This window comes from Qipengyuania aurantiaca (genome assembly GCF_019711375.1).
Lineage (GTDB): Bacteria > Pseudomonadota > Alphaproteobacteria > Sphingomonadales > Sphingomonadaceae > Qipengyuania > Qipengyuania aurantiaca.
The window spans coordinates 1091602-1112224 of the sequence record NZ_CP081295.1 but is presented as its reverse complement, the minus strand read 5'-3'; the positions used below and the strand labels follow the sequence as shown (position 1 = coordinate 1112224).

Sequence of the window (20623 nt, the reverse complement as noted above, 5' to 3'; positions counted from 1 at the left end):
TCGCGGGGCCGCCCTTTTTCTTTTGCTGCTTTCGAAACCGCTCAGCGCTGAAGCATCAAAATGCCCCAGGCCAGCCCGGTGCCGAAGATGAACACCGGCCAAGACCACCACAACTCGTATTGGTAGATTTCCGCGCGGTAGATCATCAGCTGGCCGCCGCGCGACCCCTGACTGCCGATGATAAGTGCGATCGCGAAGGAGAGGATGAAGCCGAGCGGCACGGCCTTGATGAGTTCCATTGCGCCTACCCCGATTGAGGCCTGCCACAATCTCCGCACAATGGTTTAGATTCGCCGAGCGGGTCTGGTTAATGCACCGGCGGGTCGACGCGCGGGATTTGCCGCACGGGGGCGACTGCCTCGCCCGGCTCGCGGGGAGGCAGGGCGTTCTCCGGCACGTCGTCGATCTGCATGTCGCGCGTCTCGACGTGTTCGAGATTGCGGACACAGACGCTTAGCTTAGCACCATCCCATTCGATTTCGTTGAAACTGGGCGGGGTCGAGCGGGTGCGTTTCGACAGCGTACCGGCCCCGATCATCCGAACAGGACCTTCCTCGGTGGATTCCATGATATCGAAGGCGTCGTGGACATGGCCCGACAGGACCGCCTCGACCGAACGCTTCGCCAAGGCGCGCAAAGCCTTGTCGCCATTCTTGGTGAGCGCGGTGCCCTGTGTGCCGACCTCACGCAGCGGATGATGCACGGCCACTAGCGCGCGCGTGCCTTCGGGCAGGGCGTCGATGGCGGCGAGGCATTTCTCCAGCGCATCGTCGGTCACCCAGCCCTTCGACCAGTTGAGCCGCGGCTGTGCGCGTACTGCGGTCTTCAGCGGGACGATGGTGAGGCAGCCGAGATCGAGTTCTTTCTCCACCTTCTCGGCCATTCCGCGGAACCGCTTGTACGGCGCGAAGAAGCGTTCGATCGGGTTGAAATAGGGCATGTCGTGATTGCCCACTTCGACCGTGACCGGGGCTTCGAGCGAGTTGATCCAGTGCGTCGCCGCTTCAAATTCGCGATGGCGTGCGCGCATGGTGAGATCGCCGGTGATGGCCACCGCATCGGGCTGCCTCTCGGCGATTTCCTGCTTCACCCAGTCAAGCGCGCGATTGTTCTCGAGCCCGAAGTGAATGTCCGAAAGGTGGAAAATGCGCCGTGCGTCAGAAGCCATAATGCGTCGCTAGCAGATCGACCTCGCAAGGGGCCACCGTGAACTTCGCGCGCGAAGACAGGGTGGCCGGCTCCCCGTCGATCAGCACATGGAGCGGGCTGCCGTCGCAGGTCTCAAGCTCCAGCTCGTCGACCAGGCCGAGACGCGTATGCGGACCTTCACGGAAGTTGCGGCGAAGCAGCGCCCAGCTTTGCTGGAGGAATTCGCCCGCCCCCTCGGCATGGAACGCGTCAAGCTGGATACCGCGGTGACTGGGCGTGAACTCGATCAGCGGATAGCCTTCCTGCTTGCCGATCTGAGGCTGAACGCAGCGGACCATGGCGCCGCCGGTGGTCTCCGAGAGAGCCTCTCCCGCGCCCTCGGCAATGGCGGGGATGTCGAAATCGCGCATCGCCTCGCGCACGCTCGCCCAGGACGTGCCGGGTCCGGCGAGCAGCCCGGCGAGCGCGTCTCCCTCCTCACAGCGCGCCATCAGGGGGCGCACGGCACGCGAAGCACCGCTGGCGATCCGTTCGATGATGGTTTCAAGCTCGGCTTCGGGACCGTGCAGGCGCTTGGAAAGCAGGTTCATTGTCCCGCCCGGCAGGACAATGATTTCGCCGGCCCAGCCCGAAAGGCTCGTAATCGCCGCGTTGAGCGTTCCGTCGCCGGTAAAAATCGCGAGGCGACCCACCCCTGCCGAATCCAGATCAGCGATGGTCGGCAGGTCTTCGTCCGGGAATCCGATCTGGTGCGCTATCGAGAACCCCTTCTGCCGGCAGTGGGTCTGGAGCGCCTCGACGGCTGCGTCGCTGTTGCTGCCCGACCGGGAATTGGTGAGCAGCCATATGGGTTTATCGCCGGACATGCTGCAAAAGCGCGCGCTTGGCGGTGTAGTTCCCGCGAGGCTCAGATGCGGCCGGAAAGGATCAGCCAGCCGGTGGCGAAATTGAACAGGCTGTAGATGGCATAGGCGATCGCCATGCCCGCCCATCCGTTCGCCGTCAGCAGCATGGCCGCCAGCAGCAGCACGAATTCGAAGCCGAGCGAGAACCGCCCGCCGCCCGACCGGTAGAAGGAAGGGAGAGCATCGAGCATGGGGTGGCCGCTCTCCAGCACCGCCTTGTGCACGGCGAAATTGCCAACACCGAGCAGGAACAGGAGGATAAGCAGCATGGCGAAAGGATAGCTGTGCCGTTCGCCGATTGCCAATTGCCTTTCGTCGGAGCTTTTCACGCCCCCATCCAAATCGCCTCTGCGTCCATCGATCAGTGCGTGCAACTACAGTTGTAGCTGGGTAATACAACTCCTGCGACGGGCCCTTCCCCAGTCCCCCAGAACTCCCCGGGCCCGTCGCATTAGAGGAGAAACCGCATGAAAATGCTTATCGCCGCCGCAGCTCTCGGAGCCATCGCAGCCCCCGCGATTGCCGAGAACGTCCAGTTCGAAGTCGATTACCGCGACATCAACCTTGCCAGCCCTGAAGGTCAGCAGTTGCTCGATAACCGTATCGACAAGGCTGCTCGCAAGGCGTGTGGCTACGACAAGGTCCCTGTGGGATCGCGGCTTCCGTCGCGCGATGCGAAGGCCTGTTACGAAGAATTGCGCGCCAAGGCGCAAAAGCAGTTCGCGGTGATTATCGACCGCGAAACCAAAGGCGGTTGAGCTAACGCTCAGCCAGCCAGGCGCCCCGGCCGGACTGCAGTCCCCCGGCCGGGGCGTTTTCTTTTGCGCTCACGCTTTTCCGCGACCGGCCATCGCCTTGACCTTGGGCAGGTAGGTTCGCCCGATGCGCAGCGCTTCCCCATCCTCCATCTCCGCCGACCATACGCCGAGGCCGTCGTGTCTCAGGCCCTTGATGCGATCCTTGCGCAGGATGGTGGAGCGATGAATTCGGATGAATTTGGCGGGATCGAGCCGCTTTTCAAGACCTGCAATCGTCTGCAGCAGCAGGTAACTGCGGTCCTCGACATGGAGCCGCACATAGTCGCGCTCGGCGTCGATACGGGAAACCTCTTCCGTGTCGATGCGGATTAGCTCGCTGCGGTGCGGGATCCACAACTCCTCCAGCCAATTGCTGGCTGCACTGCCGGTTGCACCCCGACGCTCCAGGGCGCGCTGGATGGCGCGTGCTAGACGTTCGGGTTTGACGGGCTTGAGAACATAATCGACCGCGTCGAGATCGAAGGCTTCGACCGCGTAATTGTCATGCGCGGTGACGAAGACGACGGCTGGCCGCTCGGCGTTCTTCACGAGCGCCTTGGCAACCGACAAACCATCGACTTCGGGCATAGTCATGTCGAGAAGGATGAGGTCCGGCCCGAGCGCTTCGATCAGCCGCAGCGCCTGCGCGCCGTCGCTCGCCGTGCCCACCACGTTGAGATCGTCCATCTTGGCGCAGATGACCTGCATGCGTTCGACGGCCAACGGTTCGTCGTCAACGATCAGCGTGCGCAGCTTCGAGGTGGTTTCGTCAGCCATGTCTCACCATCGGTAGCCTGAGTTCGGTTTCGTATCCGCCCATCATCGGGCCGGAGGTAATGCTGGCCTCGCGCCCGAAGCGGGCTTCGAGCCGGTCGCGGACATTGGCAAGGCCGATGCCGAACCCACCGGTGTGTCCGGAGGGGAGCCCCGGCCCGTCGTCGCTGACGCGCAGCACCAGCCGTCCGTATTCCTCGCGCGCCACGATGCTGATCGTGACTGGACGGTTGCTCGCAGAGACGCCGTATTTGACCGAGTTCTCGACCAGCGGCTGGAGGATCATGCCCGGCACCTTCAGCTGTCCGAGTTCGCGCGGCAGGTCGACGTGGACCTTGAGGCGTTCGGGGAAGCGGACCGCTTCAATTTCGAGATAGTGTTCTTGCAGGTCGATTTCGTCGTCGAGGCTCACATCGCCGGTCGAGTCGTCGGCGAGCGAATGGCGGTAGAAGCGCGAGATGGACTGGATCATCTGCTCGGCGCGCTCTTCCTTGCCGGTCATTACCAGCGCGGACAGCGAGTTGAGTGTGTTGAAAAGGAAATGCGGGTTCACCTGGTAGCGCAAGCTGCGCAGCTCCGCCGCCTTGGCCGCGCTGCGAAAGCGTTCGCCGCGTCGCTCGGCCGCACGCGCGCGGGCGCCTGCCACGATGGCAAGGTAGAGCGCTGCCCAGGCGAGAAGGAGGAAATAGCGGCTGAGCGCGAGGTCGGTCAGGCGGCGCCAGTAATCCGCTGCGGTCGGGGCCGGTTCGATGACGATCGAGGCGGCGGCAGGAGCGCCTTCGCTCTCGCCCCCAGCCGCATCGGTGCCGGTCGCCTCGCCGGGAATATCCAGCAACAGATTGCCCGATTCGTCGCGGCGAATGTTGAGGCCGCGCTGCTCGCCGATCTTCTGGCGGACCTGGTCTTCGATCGGGGCGAAGACCATGGTGTTGATCTGGGCAATGGCCAGCGAGGCCGGGATGGCCGCGACGATCGCCACGCCGACCTTCAGCGCAAGGCTACGTTCGTCGAAAAAGCGCAGGAAGAGCCACAGCAGGACGGTGACGCCGCAACCGGCGAGGCTCACAATAACCCGGCGCCAAAGGAGTTCGTCCTGCAATTCGAGGCCGACCACGGCACCGCGCGCGGTGATCAGCAGGAAATAGGCCGCCCAAAGTCCAAGAATCGAAAAAAGGACGACCTTGGCCGGTACGCGCGGGTTCTCCGCATTCATCTGGGGTTCACTGTTCAAAACAGGTGTTTTTTGCCTCGCCCAGGCGCCAAAAGCCAGCGCCGCCATCGACGGCGCTGGACCGTTGGTCGAGCGGGTATGCTATTCGGCGGGTTCGACTTCGCCTTTCGCGATCTTTTCGCGCCATTTGGCGGGCGCCAGCGTGTGGACATTGTTGCCGGCCGCGTCGACTGCGACGGTCACCGGCATGTCCTGCACTTGGAATTCGTAGATTGCTTCCATGCTTAAGTCCTCGAAGGCGACCACTTTGGCCCCCTTGATCGCCCGGCTGACGAGATAGGCCGCGCCGCCCGTTGCCATGAGATAGGCAACCTTGAAGCGGCTGATCACTTCCACGGCGTCGTGCCCGCGCTCGGCCTTGCCGATCATGGCGAGCAGGCCGAGGTCGAGCATCATCTCGGTGAACTTGTCCATGCGTGTGGCGGTGGTCGGGCCGGCGGGGCCGACGACCTCGCCCATCACCGGATCCACCGGCCCGACATAGTAGATGGCGCGGCCCTTGAACTCGACCGGCAGCTCCTCGCCCTTATCGAGCATGTCGTGGATACGCTTGTGCGCCGCATCGCGCCCGGTGAGCATCTTGCCTGAGAGCAGCAGGCGGTCGCCATGCTCCCAGCTGGCGACCTCTTCGGGCGTGAGATTGTCGAGGTCGACGCGCTTGGCCGCCGCATCGGGCTGCCAGGTGACATCGGGATATTCGTCGATATTGGGCGGGTCCAGATAGGCGGGGCCCGACCCATCGAGCGTGAAATGCGCGTGGCGCGTGGCGGCGCAATTGGGGATCATCGCGACCGGCTTGCCTGCTGCATGGCAGGGCGCATCGAGGATCTTGACGTCGAGCACTGTGGAGAGGCCGCCCAGCCCCTGCGCGCCGATGCCTTGAGCGTTCACCGCGTCGAAAATGTCGATCCGCAGCTGCTCGATGTCGGTCTGGGCGCCGCGCTCTTTCAGCTGGCCCATGTCGATCGGGTCCATGAGGCTGAGCTTTGCGAGCTTCATGCAATGCTCCGCCGTGCCGCCGATGCCGATGCCGAGCATCCCCGGCGGACACCAGCCCGCGCCCATCGCGGGCAACTGCTCGACCACCCAGTCGACGATATTGTCGCTGGGATTCATCATCTTGAACTTGGACTTGTTCTCGCTGCCGCCGCCCTTGGCCGCGACGTCGACGTCGATCGTGTCGCCCGGCACCATCTCGACCGAGAGCACGCTCGGCGTGTTGTCGCGCGTGTTGCGGCGCGTGAAGGCCGGGTCGGCAAGGATCGAGGCGCGCAGCTTGTTGTCGGGATGGTTGTAGGCCTGGCGCACGCCTTCATCGACGACTTCCTGCAGGCTGCGGGTAGTGTCGAGGCGACAGTTCATGCCCCATTTGACGAAGACGTTGACGATGCCCGTATCCTGGCAGATCGGGCGATGGCCTTCCGCGCACATGCGGCTGTTGGTCAGAATCTGCGCGATCGCGTCCTTTGCCGCGGGCCCTTTTTCCGCTTCATAGGCTTTGCCCAGCGCGCGGATGTAATCCATCGGATGGTAGTAGGAGATATACTGGAGCGCGTCCTTCACGCTCTCGATAAGGTCTTCTTCCTTGATGACCACCATGTCGCTCATCGCTGCCAATTCCCATGTTGCAGATTTGCGCTCCCCGATAGGCGCGTTTGCCGCCATCGGTCAAAGCGCTTGGACACAAGAGGTCTTGCGCCTAAGGCAACCGGCGATTGGCGCGCCTCCAGACCACGGGGCTTGCCAAGCCGTGTTATCAATGTAATACAGCATTCGGATTTCTTATGCAGACGACCAAGACCCGCCCCGATTATGCCGTCGCCCGCAAGGCGATGATCGATAGCCAGCTGCGCACCAGCGGCGTCAACGAACCCTTCGTGCTCGAACGCATGGGCGCGGTGGCGCGCGAGGATTTCGTGCCCGAGGCGGCGAAGGGCACGGCCTATATGGACCGCGCGATCCGTCTCGAAGGCGGCGGTTCGCTGCCCGCGCCGCTGTTCCATGGTGCCATGCTGGCCGAAGCGCGCCCGACCGCGGAAGACACGGTCCTCGTGGTCGGCGGCGGCAGCGGCTACCTCACCGCGCTGGTCGAGCCGCTGGTTGCCTCGGTGAAGACCATTTCTGCCACCGAGGCCCTATCGGCCAAGAAGGGCGATTACTCGCTCGTGCTGGTGGACGGCGCGATCGAGCATGTTCCGGCCAGTATGGCCAAGCTGGTTGCTGAAGGCGGCCGGATCGTCACTGGCCTCGTGGAGCGCGGCGTCACCCGCCTCGCCACGGGCCGCAAGTCGGGCAAGGCGCTCGCGCTGCTGCCGCTCGCCGAAATGGGCGTGCCGCGCATGGGTGCGTTCGACAAGCCGGAGAGCTGGAGCTTCTGAGTATGATGAGGGGAGGGGTCGTGAAGAATCTGGCACTGTCGGGCAGCGTATGCGCGCTCGCGCTCGCGGCAAGTCCCGCGCAGGCGGACACGCTGCAGGAAGCGCTGACGCAGGCCTATATCAATAACCCCACACTCGAAGCGGCACGCGCCGGGCAGCGCGCCACCGACGAGAACGTCCAGATCGAACGCGCCGCCGGCCTTCCTTCCGTAGAAGGCACCGCCGCGGTGACCGAATTCATCAAGCAGCGTTCGACCAGCTTCTTCACTCCCGACCGCGCGCTGACCGCCGGGGTCGACCTCGGTGTGCCGATCTATTCGGGCGGGGCGGTCAAAAACTCGATCCGCGCCGCCAAGGAACGCGTCGAGGCCGGTCGCGCCGACCTGCGCGGCACCGAAAGCGCGATCTTCACCCGCGTTGTCGCCGCTTACATGGACGTGCTGCGTGGACAGGCGCTGGTCGCGCTGTCGGCCAACCAGGTCGATGTGCTGGGCGTCAACGTGCAGGCAACGAGCGACCGCTTCGAGATCGGCGATCTTACCCGCACCGACGTGGCGCAATCCCAGGCGCGCCTCGCGATCGCGCAGGGCGATTTGCGCAGCGCCCAGGCCAATCTGATCGCCGCGCGCGAGGATTACATCGCGCTTGTCGGCGAAGCGCCCACCGATCTCCAGGCACCCCCGCCGCTTCCGGGCCTCCCGGCGAGCGTCGAAACCGCCGTCGATATCGCGCTCGAAAGCAACCCCGACCTCATCGCCGCCCGCGAACGCGCAGCCGCGGCAGGCTACGATATCGAAGTCGCCGGTTCGAGCCGCCTGCCGCGCATCTCGGTCTTCGCGGGCTATGACTACGACAATTACCTCGGCAGCGTCGCCGACGGTCCGCTTGATCCGACCGACCCCGACAGCCCGCTTATTCCGAGCACCCAGACCGCCACTGCGGCCACTGCCGGAGTTTCGCTGCGCGTCCCGCTGTTCCAAGGCGGCCGCCCGGCTGCGCTGCAACGCCAGGCGACCGCACGCGCCACTGCCGCGCTCGAGCAGGTGATCGCCGCCGAACGCGACGTCATCGCGCAGGTCCGCGCCGCCTATTCAAGCTGGCAGGCCAGCCTCGCCATCATCGAAAGCTCGCAATCGGCGGTCGACGCCGCCGCACTCAGCCTCGAAGGCGTGCGGGCGGAAAACTCGATCGGCAACCGCACCATTCTCGACGTGCTCAACGCCGAGCAGGAGCTGCTGCAGAGCCGTGTCCAGCTCGTAACCGCGCGGCGCAACGCCTATGTCGCAGGTTTCTCGCTGCTTGCCGCCATGGGCCGCGCCGAAGCGCGCGATCTGGGGCTGGGCGACGAGGGCGTCCTCTACGATCCGCTCACCAATTACGAGCGCGTCAGCGGCCAGATCTGGGACTGGGACCGCGATCCCGCGCCCGAAGCCACCAGCACCTCGACCGCGACCATCCCGGCACAGACGGCGGACATTCCCGAGATTGCCGACGAGCCGGTTAGCAACTAGCATCGCCTCACGGTCCCGAATCGGGATCGGACAGGGTTTGAGCAAGGGACACAGCGCGCAATGCAGAATCACGGCGAACCGTCGGTCGAAGAGATCCTCGATTCGATCAAGAAAGTGATCGCGCGCGACACCGAAACCCGCGCGGCCATGCCGCTGCGTCGCCGCGGCCTCGTGGCCGGCGGGGCCGATCCGGTCGATGCCGAGGAAGCCGAAGACGTGCTCGAACTGGGCGCAGGGCTGGGCGAAGAGCTCATCCTCGAAGACGATGCCGACCTCGACGCCGTCTATGGTGAAGAACCCGGTGAGGATGAGGCCGAGGAGGCCGGCCTGATCGCCGACGCCACGCGCAGCGCGATGCAGCAGAACTTCGCCGCGCTCACCATGCTCGCCAAGCCCGGCAAGCAGCCGCAGATCGTGCGGCAGGGCGAAACCTCGCTCGAAGGGCTGGTGCGCGAAATGCTCCGTCCGATGCTGGCCAAGTGGCTCGACGACAATCTTCCCCCTATGGTCGAAGAGCTGGTGAAAGCCGAAATCGCCCGCATCGCCGGCAAGAAGCGCTAAAGGCGCAAATTCATCTCCCGTTCAGCGCGGCGGCGGCTGATTGGCTTGGTTCATAAGGGGAGAAGGTTATGCTTGCGCTCTTGACCGCCGCAGTAGTGTTGACCCCGGCCGCGGCCGATGATCCGTTACTCCGAGATCCAGCCACCTTCGTTTCCGATGCAGCCCAGCGCGCTATTTCTGCGGAGGCTCCCGCGGACGTCAAATGCCTTGATACATCCAGCGCGAAGGACGCTCCCAAGAGCGTTTGCCTGAGCGATGCAGAATGGCATGTCGTTTTCGAACGCGTTGCCCACAATCGGTCTGCGGACCAGCGGGACAGGGCGATTTGGCTGAGCCGACTCAACGCGGCCCGCTAAAGCACTACCCATCGCTCAATGGCCGCGCTACACCGCGCAGCCATGACAACACGCATCCGGGTCGCCGCCCCGCTCGCCAGCGCCTTTGCGCTTCTCGCCACCCCGCTCGCCGCGCAGGAGGCGCGCGAGCCCATGCAGGCGGAAGACCTGGTGACGATGCCGCGCCTGGGCAGCCCCACGGTCTCTCCCGACGGCACTGTGGCCGTCTATTCGGTCACCACGACGGATAGCGAGAGTTACGCGCGCTCGAGCCAGCTTTACCTTCGCTCGCTCGCCGATACCGACGCCAAGCCCGTCACACTCGATCTCAAGGGTAGCGGCGCCACCTTCGGCGGCGACGGCTGGCTCTATTACCTCGCCAGCGACGCCGACAGCGACAGCACGCAGGTCTGGCGCGCTCGGATCGGCGCAAACGGCAGCGTGACCGGCGCCAGCCAGGTGACCGACATTGCGCGCGGCGTGAACGGGTTCCACGTCGCCGATGCGGGCGACCGTATCGCGATCTGGACCGACATCGCCCGCAGCTGCACTGCGATCGACTGCGACGACAGCGCCAAAGCCTACGCGCCCGGGCCCGGCGACGGGCGGCTCTACAACGCGGAAGACGGCTTCTTCCGCCATTGGGACGCTTGGGAAACACCGGGCACCTACAGCCGAGTCTTCGCCTTCCCGCTCGAAAACGGCGTCGCTACCGGCACCGGCATGCCGGTCGACGGCCCGATGGGCGCTGGCGGCCCCAGTGGCGACACGCCGAGCGCGCCCTTCGGCGGCGGCGAGGACATCGCCTTCGCGCCCGACGGGTCCGGCATCTACTTCGCCGCGCGTGAGGCAGGGGCCGACGAGCCGCACACCGTCAATTTCGACATCTGGTGGAGCGACCTCTCCGGTTCTGCGCCGACCAATCTCACGGCGGCCAACGAAGCGCTGGACATGCTGCCGACGCCGTCGCCCGATGGCCAGTTTCTCGCCTATGTCGCCATGGCGCGCCCGGGCTACGAGGCGGACCGGCAGGTGGTCATGCTGCGCGACCTCAAGAGCGGGGTGACCACCGCGCTGACGGAGGATTTCGACCGCAGCTTCGGCAGTCTCGCATGGACGCCGGATTCGCGCTGGCTGGTCGCCGCGGCGCAGGACGTGCTCGACACCCCTGCTTTCCGCATCGATCCACGCAGCGGCGCGGTCGATAAGCTCGACCTCATGGCCGGAAACGAGGCGCATCTCGGCAACATCACCCCGCTGTCCTCCGGCGATATCCTCTTCACGCGCGATTCGATCGGCGCGCCTGCCGAACTGTTCCTTTCGAAGAACTGGGGCATGGCAGAACCACTGACACAGGTCGCCACGCCCACCATCGGCCAGTTCGCCCCCGTCGTGGTCGAGCGCTTCAGCTTTGCTGGCGCGAACGGCGACACGGTCTGGGGCCAGATCACCAAACTGGAAGGGCACGAGGGCCCCATGCCCGCAATCCTCTATGTCCATGGCGGACCGCAGGGCTCGTTCAACGATGGCTGGTCGAGCCGCTGGAACCCGCGCGTCGTCGCAAGCCAGGGCTATGCCGTCATCTCGGTCGATTTCCACGGCAGCACCGGATACGGGCAGGCCTTCACCGACAGCATCAACGGCGACTGGGGCGGCAAGCCTCTGGAAGACCTGAAACTGGGCCTCGCCGCCGCGCTCGAGCGTGACGAGCAGATCGACGGCAGCCGCGCCTGCGCCATGGGGGCAAGCTATGGCGGTTATATGATGAACTGGATTGCTGGCAACTGGCCCGACCGGTTCGACTGCCTCGTCCAGCACGACGGCCTCTTCGACATGCGCAGCTTCTATTATACGACCGAGGAACTGTGGTTTCCCAAGTGGGACTTTGGTGGAAGCTACGCCGAGAACCCGGAAAACTACGAGCGCTGGAACCCGGTGAACTACGTCGAAAACTGGAAGACGCCGATGCTGGTGGTCGCGGGCGAGAAGGATTTCCGCGTGCCCTATACGCAGGGTCTCGCCAGCTTCACCGCGCTGCAGGAACAGGGCGTGCCGGGGCAACTGCTGGTCTTCCCGGAAGAAAACCATTGGGTGCTGGGCGCAAAGAACTCGCTCCAGTGGCACAACACGGTCTTTGCCTGGCTCGACCGCTGGCTGAAGCCGGATGAGTAAGAAGGGCCTCGCCAAGGCGCAGGCGGCACTCGGCAAGATCGGCGGCGAGACCGCGCAAAGGCAAATTTTCCTCTGCGCGGTCAGCGAGAAGCAAAAATGCTGCTCACGCGAGGACGGGAAAGCCGCGTGGAATTACCTCAAGAAGCGCCTGAAGGAGCTCGATCTCGTCGGGCGGGGCGGCGTGGTCCAGCGGACCAAGGCCGATTGCCTGCAGATCTGCGCGCACGGCCCCATCGCGGTCGTCTGGCCGGAGAACGTCTGGTACCACTCCTGCACCGAGGAAGTGCTCGAGGCGATCATCCAGCGCCATTTGATCGGCGGTGTTCCGGTGGAGGAATACCGGCTGTGCAGCGCCGAAGACGCCTAGTCTTCGTCGATCCGGTTGTCGGGCAGGGTGTTGTCGACCGATTCGTCGTGCCCTGTGCCGGACGACAGGAAAACCAGCCCCATGAGCGCGCTCGCCAGCAGCATCACGAAGCCGACGCCGAGCGCGGTGGCGATGTAGAAATGGACCGAAACCTCGCCGCCGAACTTGTAGAGCAGCGCCATGGCTATCGCCACGAGCCCGAGCGTGACGAGGAACATGAAGCGCATGATCCGTCGGTAACGCGCCCAGGCGAAGGCGGCCGCTTCGGGATCGTCGAGAGGGGATTTACCAACCATCGCCCCCCCATGGCCCCCATGCCAGCGGCTTGCAACGTCGCACCGCTCTGCGATTCGCCATTTGGCCGGAAAAATGGCATTCTCGCGCGCATTGGCAGCGTGGAGGCATGCATGAACATCGCGACCCTTACCGAAACCCGCAGCAGTTCGGACATTATCTCGGTCACCGTCGACCAGTCCGTAGGCACAGCCATCGCGCTGCTCGCCTCCAAGCGGATCGGTGCGCTTCCGGTGATGTCGGAAGGCAAGGTCGCCGGGATCTTCTCCGAACGCGACGTGATCTACCGGCTGGCCCACGAGGGTGAGAGTTGCCTGACGCGCCCCATCGGGGAGGTTATGACCTCGCCCGCCATTACAACCACGCGCGATACCCCGATCCTCGATGCGCTCTCGCTCATGACCAAGCGCCGGATCCGCCATCTTCCCGTGGTCGACGGCGAGACCATGTGTGGCTTCATCTCGATCGGGGACCTCGTGAAAGCGCGGCTCGACGAGATTCAGCACGAAGCCGAAGCGATGCGCGAATATATCCAGACCGCTTGAGGGCAGGCCCCGCGCTCCCTACATCGCCTGCATGGCCGAAATGCTCACCCTGACCCCAGCCGCCGCCAAGCGCGTTGCCGCCATCGCCGAGAAGCAGGCGAAACCCGCGATCCTGCGCCTTTCGGTGGAGGGTGGGGGCTGCTCGGGCTTCCAGTACAAGTTCGACCTCGCCGAAGGGCCGGAAGAGGACGATTCGGTGAGCGATACCGATGGGGTGAAGCTTGTCGTCGATGCGGTCAGCCTCGACCTTGTCGCAGGCAGCACGGTCGATTTCGTCGAATCGCTTGGCGGCGCGGCGTTCCGCGTCGAAAATCCCAATGCGGCGGCCGGTTGCGGCTGCGGATCGAGCTTCGGGATTTAGATTAGAGTTAGCGTTCAGGTGCGGCCGGGACCTCCGTCCCGTCCTTACGGCACCAGCCCACTCCCCCGGAACCGGGCGCAGGACGTGGCGCTAGCCATGTCCGGTCAGACGCCATAAAGCTCCGTGTATGAAAATCGCCACTTTCAACATCAACGGTATCAAGGCGCGCCTGCCGCGCCTCCTCGAATGGCTTGAGGAAACCCGTCCCACCGTCGCCTGCCTGCAGGAAATCAAGACGATGGACGAGGGCTTCCCGGCGGAAGAATTCGAGAAGATCGGGTACCACGCCATCTGGCACGGGCAGAAGAGCTTCAACGGCGTCGCGATCCTAGCCGACGGGACCAAGCCGGTCGAAATCCAGCGCGGCCTGAGCATCGACGGGCCCAAGGAAGGCGAGGGCGAACAAGCGCGCTATCTCGAAGCCGAGGTGAACGGAGTGCGGATCTGCAACCTTTATCTGCCGAACGGCAACCCGCACCCGGGGCCCAAGTTCGACTACAAGCTCGCCTGGATGGAGAAACTGCGCGCGCGCATGGCGCAGATCTGGGCCGAGGAAGTGCCCGCCGTCGTGCTAGGCGATTTCAACGTCATTCCTGAAAACAAGGACGTCTGGTCGCCCAAGGCCATGGCCAGCGATGCTTTGATGCAGCCCGAATGCCGCGACGCCTACAGGCGCTTTCTCGCCGACGGCTGGACCGACGCAATCGACACGTTGAACCCGCGCGGCGGGGTGTGGACCTATTGGGATTACCAGGCCGGCGCCTGGCAGCGCGACCACGGTTTCCGCATCGACCACCTGCTCCTTTCGCCCGAAACCGCCGACCGTATGGTCGCCGCAGGTGTCGACAAGGAATATCGGGGCCGGGAGAAATCGAGCGACCACACGCCCGTCTGGGTCGAACTGCGCGACTGAGCACGCGAAAAGGGCCGCCGCACGCTGGCGACGGCCCCTCGTGTTTCTTCACTATCCGCTAATCAGCGATAGAAGATGTGCGTCTTGATCGCGGCGCGGCGCGTTTTGCGCGACGCCCAGCGCGGCTTCACGTAGGTGGCGTGGAAATAGAGCGAATCCTGCGCCTCGCTATCCCACAGGCCCTGATGGGCGATGCGGGCAATCGCGGTGGCGCGCTTCCACGCGTCCGAACCGGTCTTGATACGGGGCATGGAACCGCCGCGCACGAAGCTGAACTGGGCGCGCTGGTAGACGACGCCGCAATAGCTTTCGGGGAAACGGCTCGATTCCGAGCGGTTGATCACGACCTGCGCCACGGCCAGCTGGCCGGCCAGCGGCTCGCCGCGCGATTCGAAGTACACGGCGCCGGCGAGGCAGCGCATCTCGTCGGAAAGCTCGCCCGCAGCCGGCATCGCAGCGACAAGGTCGCGCAGGCTATCGGCCTGGGGCAGGTTTCCGTTGAATTCCTGGGGTGCTTCCTCGGGAAGCTCCTGGACCACTTCTTCGCTGACGAAGACCGGAACCACCTCTTGAGTGAGTTCGGCAGTCGGCTTGGTGGCCTCGGTTTCGGTCGCCTGGGCGACCTGTGCGCCGGTTTCTTCCGCACCGGCAAACGTTGCAATCATGGTTGCGGCGGCTGCCGCAAAACCGAGAACAGACTTTCGCATAGTTCCGCTTATCTGGGCGGTGAGTAGCTGTCGCAGGCTGGGAACCGGTGCGCGTTGCTTGCGTCTGAAAGTCTGGTTCCGTTAGCGGGCCTGCCGCTTGCTCCCCGTCTGCGTGCTAGTCCATCGACCCCATTGCCAATCGGACCGCCTGCGCATCGAAGCTGCGGCCCCAAATAGTCTCATTTGAAACTGCGTCAAGTTAACGAGGGGATGAATCTACCAGCCGTTCCACTTCGGGACCGTCGAGCTCGACGAACCAGCAGTCTGGATCTTGACGTTGCCTTTTGGCGACATATTCGTCAAATTCTCGTGGATTTTCAGTGTCCTGCTCACGCGTGCAGGTGAAGCGGCGGGACCCGTCCATCTGCGGCATACGCTCCCACAGGCGTGCATTATTGCCACTATGCATGGTTAATATAACGATGGTCCCGGCATCGTATTCACCCTTTTGCAGAACCATTCCGAAGCCGCCGAGACCTTGGGCGAGCTTGATCAGGCCGGCGACTTCGAGGTGGGCGGGCAGCCGTGCGTCCTCGCTCATCCCGTGTAGCCATCGAGGCTGGAGAGCGGGATTCGCGATTTCATGAAAGTACCGGTCCCGCGGCCGATTTCCTCGCCCTCGGCATCGACCAGCCGCGATTCGGCGACAAAGACGCGGCGGCGTCCGCTCACCCAGCGCCCCTCGGCCACCACCTTGCCCTCGCGCACCGGCTTGGTGAAATGGAGGTTGAAGCTGGTGGTGAGGAGGAAACGGTCGGTGACCAGCGTGTTGGCGGCATAGAAGGCGGCATCGTCGAGCATCTTGAAGTAGATCGTGCCGTGCGCGGCACCGGCGGCGTGGAAGACGCTTTCGGTTACTTCGAAGGTGATCCGCGCTGCGCCTTCACCGGTCACTTCGAGCGCCGAATCGAACAGCGCGTTGACCGGGGCGGAGGCGTATAGGGTCTCGAGCGCACGAAAATGGTGCCCAGCCCCGCTGCTTGCCGCCCCGTTCACTGCAATGCCTCTTGGATCTGCCGTTTCAGCCGCGCGGCTCGACCCAGCCGATCGATCCGTCGGCACGGCGATAGACCATGTTGTGCGCTTCGGTCGCGCCGTTCTTGAAGAACAGCGCGCTGGCGTTCTGCAAGTCGAGCAACATCACCGCGTCGGCAACCGAGCATTCGGGAATGAGCGCGCTGGTTTCGGCGATGACCGGAGGGCTGTCATGCTCGACCTCGGCCTCGGTGTCGGAATCGGGAGCGGCGAAAATCGTATAGGCCGCTTCCTGTTCGCGCATCGCGTGGTCGGCCTGTTCGTGGCGGTCCTTGATCCGGCGCTTGTAGCGGCGCAGCTGCTTTTCGATCTTTGCGGCCGCCGCGTCGAAGGCCTGGTGGACGTCGTGCGCCTCGGCATGGCCCTTCAGGATGAGGCCCTGCATCACATGCGCGACGATATCGGAGGAATAGGCGCCGCCCGCGGCCTTGCCGAAGGTCACGTGGCTGGAGATCGCGCGGTTGAAGTACTTTTCGACAATGCCCTGCATTCGGTCTTCGACATGGGTCTGCAAGGCTGCGCCGGTGTCGATCTGGTGGCCCGAAACACGGATATCCATAGAGTCTTTCTCCTTATTGTCGCGCCCCGAACGATCCACCCGGCCCCGTCCGCCGGTCTTCGGGCCTGGGACTTACCCCCAAAGGGGGTTTTCGATCCCGGCCATGAATTCCCTGTGCCGCGCCAGCTCTTCGGCGCTGGGCGCGTGCGGCCGCGGTTCGCGGCGTGGCCCTTCGGGCGCCTTGCGCACGGCGACGGCTTCCTGCGTAACTTCGACAGCTGCGGTTTCGGCCGCGAGTTCGAGACCAATCTGGCGGCCGCCCTTCAGTTCGACATAGACCTGCGCGAGCAATTCGGCATCGAGCAGCGCGCCGTGCTTCACGCGGTGGCTGCGATCGATTCCGTAGCGCGTGCAAAGTGCGTCGAGCGAGAGCTTCGCGCCGGGATGACGCTTCTTCGCCAGGGCAACCGTGTCGATCATGCGGCTCATGCAAACCGCCTCACGCTCGCACAGAGCCAGTTCAGCGTTGAGGAAGCCGAAGTCGAAGCCCGCGTTATGCGCGATCAGCGGCGCGTCGCCGATAAAGTCCAGCAATTCGTGCGCGGTATCGCGGAACAGCGGCTTGTCGGACAGGAAAGCGGCAGACAGGCCGTGCACCGCTTCGGCGCCGGCGGGCATGTCACGCTCGGGATTGTAATAGGCGTGGAAGGTGTTTCCCGTGGGCACGAGATTGACCATCTCGACGCAGCCGATTTCCACCATCCGATCCCCTGTCTTGGGGTCCAAGCCGGTGGTTTCGGTATCGAAGACGATTTCACGCATTAGCTAACCTATCGGACTCGTGCGCGCAGATTACAAGGGGGTTACAGTCCCTATTTCTGGCCTGCGCCGTCCGTGCGTTCGCTTCGGAGTGTGGCGATAAGCGCCAGCACTTCGTCCTCGGTTTCGGCCAGCGATTGTCCCGTATCGATGATATAGGTCGCGCGTTCGCGCTTCTCGGCGTCGGGTGTCTGCAACTCGAGGATATGAGCGAATTTCTCCGGCGTCATGCCGGGCCGCGCCAGCACACGGGCGCGCTGCACTTCGGCCGGTGCCGAGACGACCACGATGCGGTCGACCAGGGCGTGGCCGCCTTTCTCGAACAGGAGCGGGATGTCGAAGACGACGAAGGGCGCACCGAAATGCTCGATCAGGAAAGCCTCGCGCTTCCGGCCGACGGCGGGATGGACGATGGCTTCGAGCCGGGCGAGGGCCTCCGGATCGCCGAACACCTGCGCGCCGAGCTTTTCGCGCAGCACGCCGGTCTCGTCACTGCTGCCGGGAAATTCCGCCTCGATCCGGGCCACGAGTTCGCCGCCTGGACCCTGCATGGCGCGCACCTCGGCGTCGGCATCGAAGACGGGCACGCCCGCTGCTTCGAACATGGAGGCCACGGTCGACTTGCCCATGCCGATGGAGCCGGTGAGGCCGATGATCAGCGGTTTGGTCATGCGGCGAGCCTCGCGCGCAGCTCGGCATCATGCTCGCGCGGGGGTTCTTTGCCGAAGAAATGGGTGAAGGCCGCAGCCGCCTGCCCGATGAGCATGGCGAGGCCGTCGACGGTCTCGAAACCGGCTTTTTGGGCGGCCATGAGGAAATCGGTCTCCACCGGATCGGTGACGATATCGTAGGCGAGCGAGCCGGGCGGGGCGTGGCTCCAGTCGAAGGCGAGCGGGGGTTGGCCGCGCATACCAAGCGGGCTGGCGTTGATCACGAGGTCGCAGCAGCCCTCGCGGTCGTCGAAGGCGAAATCGGTGGCCTTGGCGAAATGCGTGAGCGGGGCGGTGTGGTGCTCTCCGGGTGCCAGTTCGTCGAGCAGCGCCTGCGCCTTCGCAGGATCGCGCCCGGCGACCACCAGCGTGAAACCCTCGTTCGCAAGCCCTGCGACGATCGCGCGCGCCGCACCGCCGGTGCCAAGCACGCGTGCCATGCGGAAATAATGCTGCTGCCTCAGCCGTTCGCGCAAGGGCTCGAGAAAACCGGCCACGTCGGTGTTTCGCCCGACGAGCGCGCCGTCTTTCGCCCGGTGGATAGTGTTCACCGCGCCCACGCGCTTCGCCAGCGGCTCGAGACGGTCGACCAGCGGCAGCACCGCCTGTTTGTGCGGCATGGTGACATTGCAGCCGCGCCAGTCTGCATCCTCGCGCCGCGCGGCGATATAGGCGGGAAGGTCTTCCGCTGTGACGTGATGCGCGCGGTAGCCCGCGTCGAGCCCCAGCTTTTCGATCCAGAAGCCGTGGATCGCGGGCGATTTCGACTGGGCGATCGGATCGCCGATCACTTCGGCATAGTGGCTCACGAGGTGAGGACGCCTTCCTTGCGCAGCGCATCAATCACTTGCAAAAGCGGCATGCCGAGAACGGTGAACTGATCACCCATGATGCTTTCGAACAATTGCACGCCCGGGCCTTCGATCCGGAAGACGCCGACGCAATAGGACACTTCGGGCCATTCGGCCTCGAGATAGGCCGCGATGAAGTCTTCGGAGAGCTCGCGCACGCGGAGCCGCGCGAAATCGGACCCGACCCAGACGATCTGGCCGTCCTTCGCCAGCGCGGCGGCGCTGTGAAGCGTCATCACCTTGCCCGAGAAGAAGCGCAAATGCTCGGCCGCCTGTTCGCGGCTGGCGGGCTTGTCGAAGCGGCGGCCATCGACCTCGACCAGCGAGTCGCTGCCGAGCACGATCCGCGCATCCGAAACGGCGGCCGCCTTGGCCCCCGCCAAAGCCTGCGCCACTTCGGCCGGTTCCGCGCCTTCCATCTCCGCCTCGAGCGCGCGCTCGTCGACATCGGCAGGACGCGCTTCGAACGCGACCCCGGCGGCCTCCAGCATCGCCTTGCGCGACGCGGAATTGGACGCGAGCACGATGCCGCTTCCCGCAAGAGGGCTCATATCGCCTTCACTCCCTCGAACTCGCCATCCTGGCGCTGGGCACGCTCGCCATAGAGTCGGATCACGGCGGCGGCGGTTTCCTCGATCGAGCGGCGCGTCACGTCGATCACCGGCCAGCCGTTATCGGCGAACATCCGGCGCGCAAAGGCCACCTCGCTCTTTACGCGCTCGTTGTCGACATAGTCGGTTTCGGCCTTTTCGTTCAGCGTCAGCAGGCGGTTGCGACGGATCTGCACCAGCCGTTCGGGCGCGGTGGTGAGGCCTACGACCATCGGGTTCTTCAACTCGAACAGCTTGGGCGGCGGCGGGCTTTCGACCACCAGCGGAATGTTGGCGACCTTGTAGCCGCGGTTGGCGAGATAGATGCTGGTCGGCGTTTTCGAGCTGCGCGACACACCGGCCAGCAGGATATCGGCCTGCTCCCAATTGTCCCAGCCGATCCCGTCGTCATGCGCGATGGTGAACTGGATTGCCTCGACCCGATCGAAATAGGCCTTGTCCATCTGGTGCTGGCGGCCGGGTCGCCCGTGCGCTTCCTGCCCCAGCGCCTTTTCCAGCGCCTCGGTCACGCGGTCGAGGATCGGCACGGCGGGCAGGCCGTTCTGCGCGCAGACCTCTTCCAGCCGCGATCGCGCTTCCTGGTTGACTAGGGTGAAGAGCACGAGGCCCGGATTGGCCTTGAGTTCGGGCACGATCCGGTCGAGATGCTGTTTCGAGCGCACCATGGGCCAGAAATGGCGCACCACGGCGGCGTCGTCGAACTGCGCAAGCGCCGCTTTTGCGAGCATTTCCAGCGTTTCGCCGGTGCTGTCCGACAGGAGGTGGAGGTGGATACGGTCGGCTATGATCGCCTCGGATTTGGGGGTGTGGACAGCTTCGGGATAAACCACGGGACAGGTCTGGCGACAAGTTCGGTGACGAATTCCCTCCCCGTTACGAGTCCTGTTCGGGGGTGATTCCCGCACAGCAAGCTTCGTGTTTTGCGCAGGCTGGGGACAGTGGGGACAAAATTGACTCGACTCAGGCCACGTCACGATTCGCCTGTGCCCACGCAAGCCTTCCATCGGACCCGGAAATAGGGCAGGGGCGGCTTGTGCCCGATATCCACAGGGCCAACAGACTCCATCAATCCTTATAATAACTAGGTATTATTGGACT

The 20623-nt window shown here is 64.5% G+C and carries 26 protein-coding genes; 9 read left to right on the top strand and 17 right to left on the bottom strand.

Features of this window, described 5'->3' with window-relative positions; genetic code table 11:
• Positions 1 to 41: 41 nt before the first annotated feature.
• From K3148_RS05480 to K3148_RS05465, 4 genes are all read right to left on the bottom strand, one after another.
• A complete protein-coding gene (locus K3148_RS05480) occupies positions 42 to 239 on the bottom strand; it encodes a hypothetical protein (protein WP_221426298.1) in 198 nt (65 codons plus the stop codon).
• Positions 240 to 307: 68 nt separating this feature from the next.
• Positions 308 to 1168 (bottom strand): metallophosphoesterase family protein, encoded by an 861-nt coding sequence (locus K3148_RS05475; RefSeq protein ID WP_221426297.1) that lies wholly within the window; start codon positions 1166 to 1168, stop codon positions 308 to 310.
• The gene (locus K3148_RS05470) at positions 1158 to 2015 is read right to left on the bottom strand and encodes a diacylglycerol/lipid kinase family protein (RefSeq protein WP_221426296.1); all 858 of its coding nucleotides are present in this window, start codon (positions 2013 to 2015) and stop codon (positions 1158 to 1160) included. Before K3148_RS05470 ends, K3148_RS05475 begins: the two co-directional genes overlap by 11 nt.
• Before the next feature lie 41 nt (positions 2016 to 2056).
• Entirely contained in the window at positions 2057 to 2383 is a 327-nt protein-coding gene (locus K3148_RS05465; protein WP_345719542.1) for a hypothetical protein, read from the bottom strand.
• 138 nt (positions 2384 to 2521) lie between these two features.
• Between K3148_RS05465 and K3148_RS05460 the strand changes: the two genes are divergently transcribed.
• Positions 2522 to 2812: a UrcA family protein gene (locus K3148_RS05460; protein ID WP_221426295.1), complete on the top strand. Its 291-nt coding sequence runs from the start codon at positions 2522 to 2524 to the stop codon at positions 2810 to 2812.
• Between the two features lie 69 nt (positions 2813 to 2881).
• On the opposite strand, the gene K3148_RS05455 is transcribed toward K3148_RS05460, so the two are convergent.
• From K3148_RS05455 to K3148_RS05445, 3 genes are all read right to left on the bottom strand, one after another.
• Positions 2882 to 3628, bottom strand: coding sequence for a LytR/AlgR family response regulator transcription factor (locus K3148_RS05455; protein ID WP_221426294.1), 747 nt, complete (start codon positions 3626 to 3628; stop codon positions 2882 to 2884).
• On the bottom strand, positions 3621 to 4838 hold the full coding sequence (locus K3148_RS05450; protein ID WP_221426630.1) for a sensor histidine kinase: 1218 nt from the start codon (positions 4836 to 4838) through the stop codon (positions 3621 to 3623). The genes K3148_RS05455 and K3148_RS05450 overlap by 8 nt, the downstream gene beginning before the upstream one ends.
• Positions 4839 to 4937: 99 nt before the next feature.
• Positions 4938 to 6455 (bottom strand): fumarate hydratase, encoded by a 1518-nt coding sequence (locus tag K3148_RS05445; RefSeq protein WP_221426629.1) that lies wholly within the window; start codon positions 6453 to 6455, stop codon positions 4938 to 4940.
• Positions 6456 to 6640: 185 nt separating this feature from the next.
• Between K3148_RS05445 and K3148_RS05440 the strand changes: the two genes are divergently transcribed.
• The 5 genes from K3148_RS05440 to K3148_RS05420 all read left to right on the top strand — a co-directional run bounded on the left by K3148_RS05440 (position 6641) and on the right by K3148_RS05420 (position 12180).
• On the top strand, positions 6641 to 7234 hold the full coding sequence (locus K3148_RS05440; RefSeq protein WP_221426293.1) for a protein-L-isoaspartate O-methyltransferase family protein: 594 nt from the start codon (positions 6641 to 6643) through the stop codon (positions 7232 to 7234).
• A 20-nt stretch (positions 7235 to 7254) separates the two neighbouring features.
• The gene (locus K3148_RS05435; protein WP_247711652.1) at positions 7255 to 8745 is read left to right on the top strand and encodes a TolC family outer membrane protein; all 1491 of its coding nucleotides are present in this window, start codon (positions 7255 to 7257) and stop codon (positions 8743 to 8745) included.
• Positions 8746 to 8805: 60 nt separating this feature from the next.
• A complete protein-coding gene (locus tag K3148_RS05430) occupies positions 8806 to 9306 on the top strand; it encodes a DUF2497 domain-containing protein (RefSeq protein ID WP_221426292.1) in 501 nt (166 codons plus the stop codon).
• A 398-nt stretch (positions 9307 to 9704) separates the two neighbouring features.
• Positions 9705 to 11813, top strand: a complete 2109-nt coding sequence (locus K3148_RS05425) for an alpha/beta hydrolase family protein (RefSeq protein ID WP_221426291.1) — start codon at positions 9705 to 9707, stop codon at positions 11811 to 11813.
• Positions 11806 to 12180 carry a (2Fe-2S) ferredoxin domain-containing protein gene (locus tag K3148_RS05420; RefSeq protein WP_221426290.1) on the top strand — a complete coding sequence of 125 codons (375 nt, stop codon included), beginning with the start codon at positions 11806 to 11808 and terminating at the stop codon, positions 12178 to 12180. The genes K3148_RS05425 and K3148_RS05420 overlap by 8 nt, the downstream gene beginning before the upstream one ends.
• On the opposite strand, the gene K3148_RS05415 is transcribed toward K3148_RS05420, so the two are convergent.
• Complete coding sequence (locus tag K3148_RS05415) at positions 12177 to 12476, bottom strand: hypothetical protein (protein WP_221426289.1); 300 nt, start codon at positions 12474 to 12476, stop codon at positions 12177 to 12179. The two genes, K3148_RS05420 and K3148_RS05415, sit on opposite strands and share 4 nt — an antisense overlap.
• A gap of 111 nt (positions 12477 to 12587) precedes the next feature.
• On the opposite strand from K3148_RS05415, the gene K3148_RS05410 reads away from it, so the two are divergent.
• The 3 genes from K3148_RS05410 (at position 12588) to xth (ending at position 14293) form a co-directional block, all read left to right on the top strand.
• A complete protein-coding gene (locus tag K3148_RS05410; RefSeq protein ID WP_221426288.1) occupies positions 12588 to 13019 on the top strand; it encodes a CBS domain-containing protein in 432 nt (143 codons plus the stop codon).
• A gap of 31 nt (positions 13020 to 13050) precedes the next feature.
• On the top strand, positions 13051 to 13380 hold the full coding sequence (gene erpA, locus K3148_RS05405) for an iron-sulfur cluster insertion protein ErpA (RefSeq protein ID WP_221426287.1): 330 nt from the start codon (positions 13051 to 13053) through the stop codon (positions 13378 to 13380).
• Between the two features lie 127 nt (positions 13381 to 13507).
• Positions 13508 to 14293, top strand: coding sequence for an exodeoxyribonuclease III (gene xth / locus K3148_RS05400; protein ID WP_221426286.1), 786 nt, complete (start codon positions 13508 to 13510; stop codon positions 14291 to 14293).
• 62 nt (positions 14294 to 14355) lie between these two features.
• Here the strand turns inward: xth and K3148_RS05395 are convergent, their stop codons facing one another.
• From K3148_RS05395 to K3148_RS05355, 9 genes are all read right to left on the bottom strand, one after another.
• Complete coding sequence (locus tag K3148_RS05395; RefSeq protein WP_247711651.1) at positions 14356 to 15000, bottom strand: cell wall hydrolase; 645 nt, start codon at positions 14998 to 15000, stop codon at positions 14356 to 14358.
• A 199-nt stretch (positions 15001 to 15199) separates the two neighbouring features.
• Complete coding sequence (locus K3148_RS05390) at positions 15200 to 15541, bottom strand: DUF1491 family protein (protein ID WP_221426285.1); 342 nt, start codon at positions 15539 to 15541, stop codon at positions 15200 to 15202.
• A complete protein-coding gene (locus K3148_RS05385; RefSeq protein WP_221426284.1) occupies positions 15538 to 15996 on the bottom strand; it encodes a PaaI family thioesterase in 459 nt (152 codons plus the stop codon). Before K3148_RS05385 ends, K3148_RS05390 begins: the two co-directional genes overlap by 4 nt.
• 25 nt (positions 15997 to 16021) lie before the next feature.
• Positions 16022 to 16594, bottom strand: coding sequence for a ribosome hibernation-promoting factor, HPF/YfiA family (gene hpf, locus K3148_RS05380; RefSeq protein WP_221426283.1), 573 nt, complete (start codon positions 16592 to 16594; stop codon positions 16022 to 16024).
• Positions 16595 to 16666: 72 nt separating this feature from the next.
• Positions 16667 to 17356 carry a DNA polymerase III subunit epsilon gene (dnaQ, locus tag K3148_RS05375; protein WP_221426282.1) on the bottom strand — a complete coding sequence of 230 codons (690 nt, stop codon included), beginning with the start codon at positions 17354 to 17356 and terminating at the stop codon, positions 16667 to 16669.
• A gap of 50 nt (positions 17357 to 17406) precedes the next feature.
• Positions 17407 to 18024 (bottom strand): dephospho-CoA kinase, encoded by a 618-nt coding sequence (gene coaE, locus K3148_RS05370; protein WP_221426281.1) that lies wholly within the window; start codon positions 18022 to 18024, stop codon positions 17407 to 17409.
• Positions 18021 to 18872 (bottom strand): shikimate dehydrogenase family protein, encoded by an 852-nt coding sequence (locus tag K3148_RS05365; protein WP_221426280.1) that lies wholly within the window; start codon positions 18870 to 18872, stop codon positions 18021 to 18023. The genes coaE and K3148_RS05365 overlap by 4 nt, the downstream gene beginning before the upstream one ends.
• Positions 18869 to 19465, bottom strand: a complete 597-nt coding sequence (locus K3148_RS05360) for a Maf family protein (protein ID WP_221426279.1) — start codon at positions 19463 to 19465, stop codon at positions 18869 to 18871. The genes K3148_RS05365 and K3148_RS05360 overlap by 4 nt, the downstream gene beginning before the upstream one ends.
• Positions 19462 to 20355, bottom strand: a complete 894-nt coding sequence (locus K3148_RS05355; protein ID WP_221426278.1) for a pyruvate, water dikinase regulatory protein — start codon at positions 20353 to 20355, stop codon at positions 19462 to 19464. The genes K3148_RS05360 and K3148_RS05355 overlap by 4 nt, the downstream gene beginning before the upstream one ends.
• Positions 20356 to 20623 lie beyond the last annotated feature (268 nt).

What these genes read in the sequence shown, in the direction of transcription:
- coaE (WP_221426281.1), bottom strand. Translation starts at nt 18,024, where the DNA reads ATGACCAAACCGCTGATCATCGGCCTCACCGGCTCCATCGGCATGGGC.
- K3148_RS05460 (WP_221426295.1), top strand. Translation starts at nt 2,522, where the DNA reads ATGAAAATGCTTATCGCCGCCGCAGCTCTCGGAGCCATCGCAGCCCCC.
- K3148_RS05445 (WP_221426629.1), bottom strand. Translation starts at nt 6,455, where the DNA reads ATGGTGGTCATCAAGGAAGAAGACCTTATCGAGAGCGTGAAGGACGCG.
- xth (WP_221426286.1), top strand. Translation starts at nt 13,508, where the DNA reads ATGAAAATCGCCACTTTCAACATCAACGGTATCAAGGCGCGCCTGCCG.
- K3148_RS05440 (WP_221426293.1), top strand. Translation starts at nt 6,641, where the DNA reads ATGCAGACGACCAAGACCCGCCCCGATTATGCCGTCGCCCGCAAGGCG.
- K3148_RS05395 (WP_247711651.1), bottom strand. Translation starts at nt 15,000, where the DNA reads ATGCGAAAGTCTGTTCTCGGTTTTGCGGCAGCCGCCGCAACCATGATT.
- K3148_RS05425 (WP_221426291.1), top strand. Translation starts at nt 9,705, where the DNA reads ATGACAACACGCATCCGGGTCGCCGCCCCGCTCGCCAGCGCCTTTGCG.
- K3148_RS05470 (WP_221426296.1), bottom strand. Translation starts at nt 2,015, where the DNA reads ATGTCCGGCGATAAACCCATATGGCTGCTCACCAATTCCCGGTCGGGC.
- K3148_RS05475 (WP_221426297.1), bottom strand. Translation starts at nt 1,168, where the DNA reads ATGGCTTCTGACGCACGGCGCATTTTCCACCTTTCGGACATTCACTTC.
- K3148_RS05430 (WP_221426292.1), top strand. Translation starts at nt 8,806, where the DNA reads ATGCAGAATCACGGCGAACCGTCGGTCGAAGAGATCCTCGATTCGATC.
- K3148_RS05360 (WP_221426279.1), bottom strand. Translation starts at nt 19,465, where the DNA reads ATGAGCCCTCTTGCGGGAAGCGGCATCGTGCTCGCGTCCAATTCCGCG.
- erpA (WP_221426287.1), top strand. Translation starts at nt 13,051, where the DNA reads ATGGCCGAAATGCTCACCCTGACCCCAGCCGCCGCCAAGCGCGTTGCC.
- K3148_RS05410 (WP_221426288.1), top strand. Translation starts at nt 12,588, where the DNA reads ATGAACATCGCGACCCTTACCGAAACCCGCAGCAGTTCGGACATTATC.
- hpf (WP_221426283.1), bottom strand. Translation starts at nt 16,594, where the DNA reads ATGGATATCCGTGTTTCGGGCCACCAGATCGACACCGGCGCAGCCTTG.
- K3148_RS05455 (WP_221426294.1), bottom strand. Translation starts at nt 3,628, where the DNA reads ATGGCTGACGAAACCACCTCGAAGCTGCGCACGCTGATCGTTGACGAC.
- K3148_RS05480 (WP_221426298.1), bottom strand. Translation starts at nt 239, where the DNA reads ATGGAACTCATCAAGGCCGTGCCGCTCGGCTTCATCCTCTCCTTCGCG.
- K3148_RS05420 (WP_221426290.1), top strand. Translation starts at nt 11,806, where the DNA reads ATGAGTAAGAAGGGCCTCGCCAAGGCGCAGGCGGCACTCGGCAAGATC.
- K3148_RS05390 (WP_221426285.1), bottom strand. Translation starts at nt 15,541, where the DNA reads ATGAGCGAGGACGCACGGCTGCCCGCCCACCTCGAAGTCGCCGGCCTG.
- K3148_RS05415 (WP_221426289.1), bottom strand. Translation starts at nt 12,476, where the DNA reads ATGGTTGGTAAATCCCCTCTCGACGATCCCGAAGCGGCCGCCTTCGCC.
- dnaQ (WP_221426282.1), bottom strand. Translation starts at nt 17,356, where the DNA reads ATGCGTGAAATCGTCTTCGATACCGAAACCACCGGCTTGGACCCCAAG.
- K3148_RS05450 (WP_221426630.1), bottom strand. Translation starts at nt 4,838, where the DNA reads ATGAATGCGGAGAACCCGCGCGTACCGGCCAAGGTCGTCCTTTTTTCG.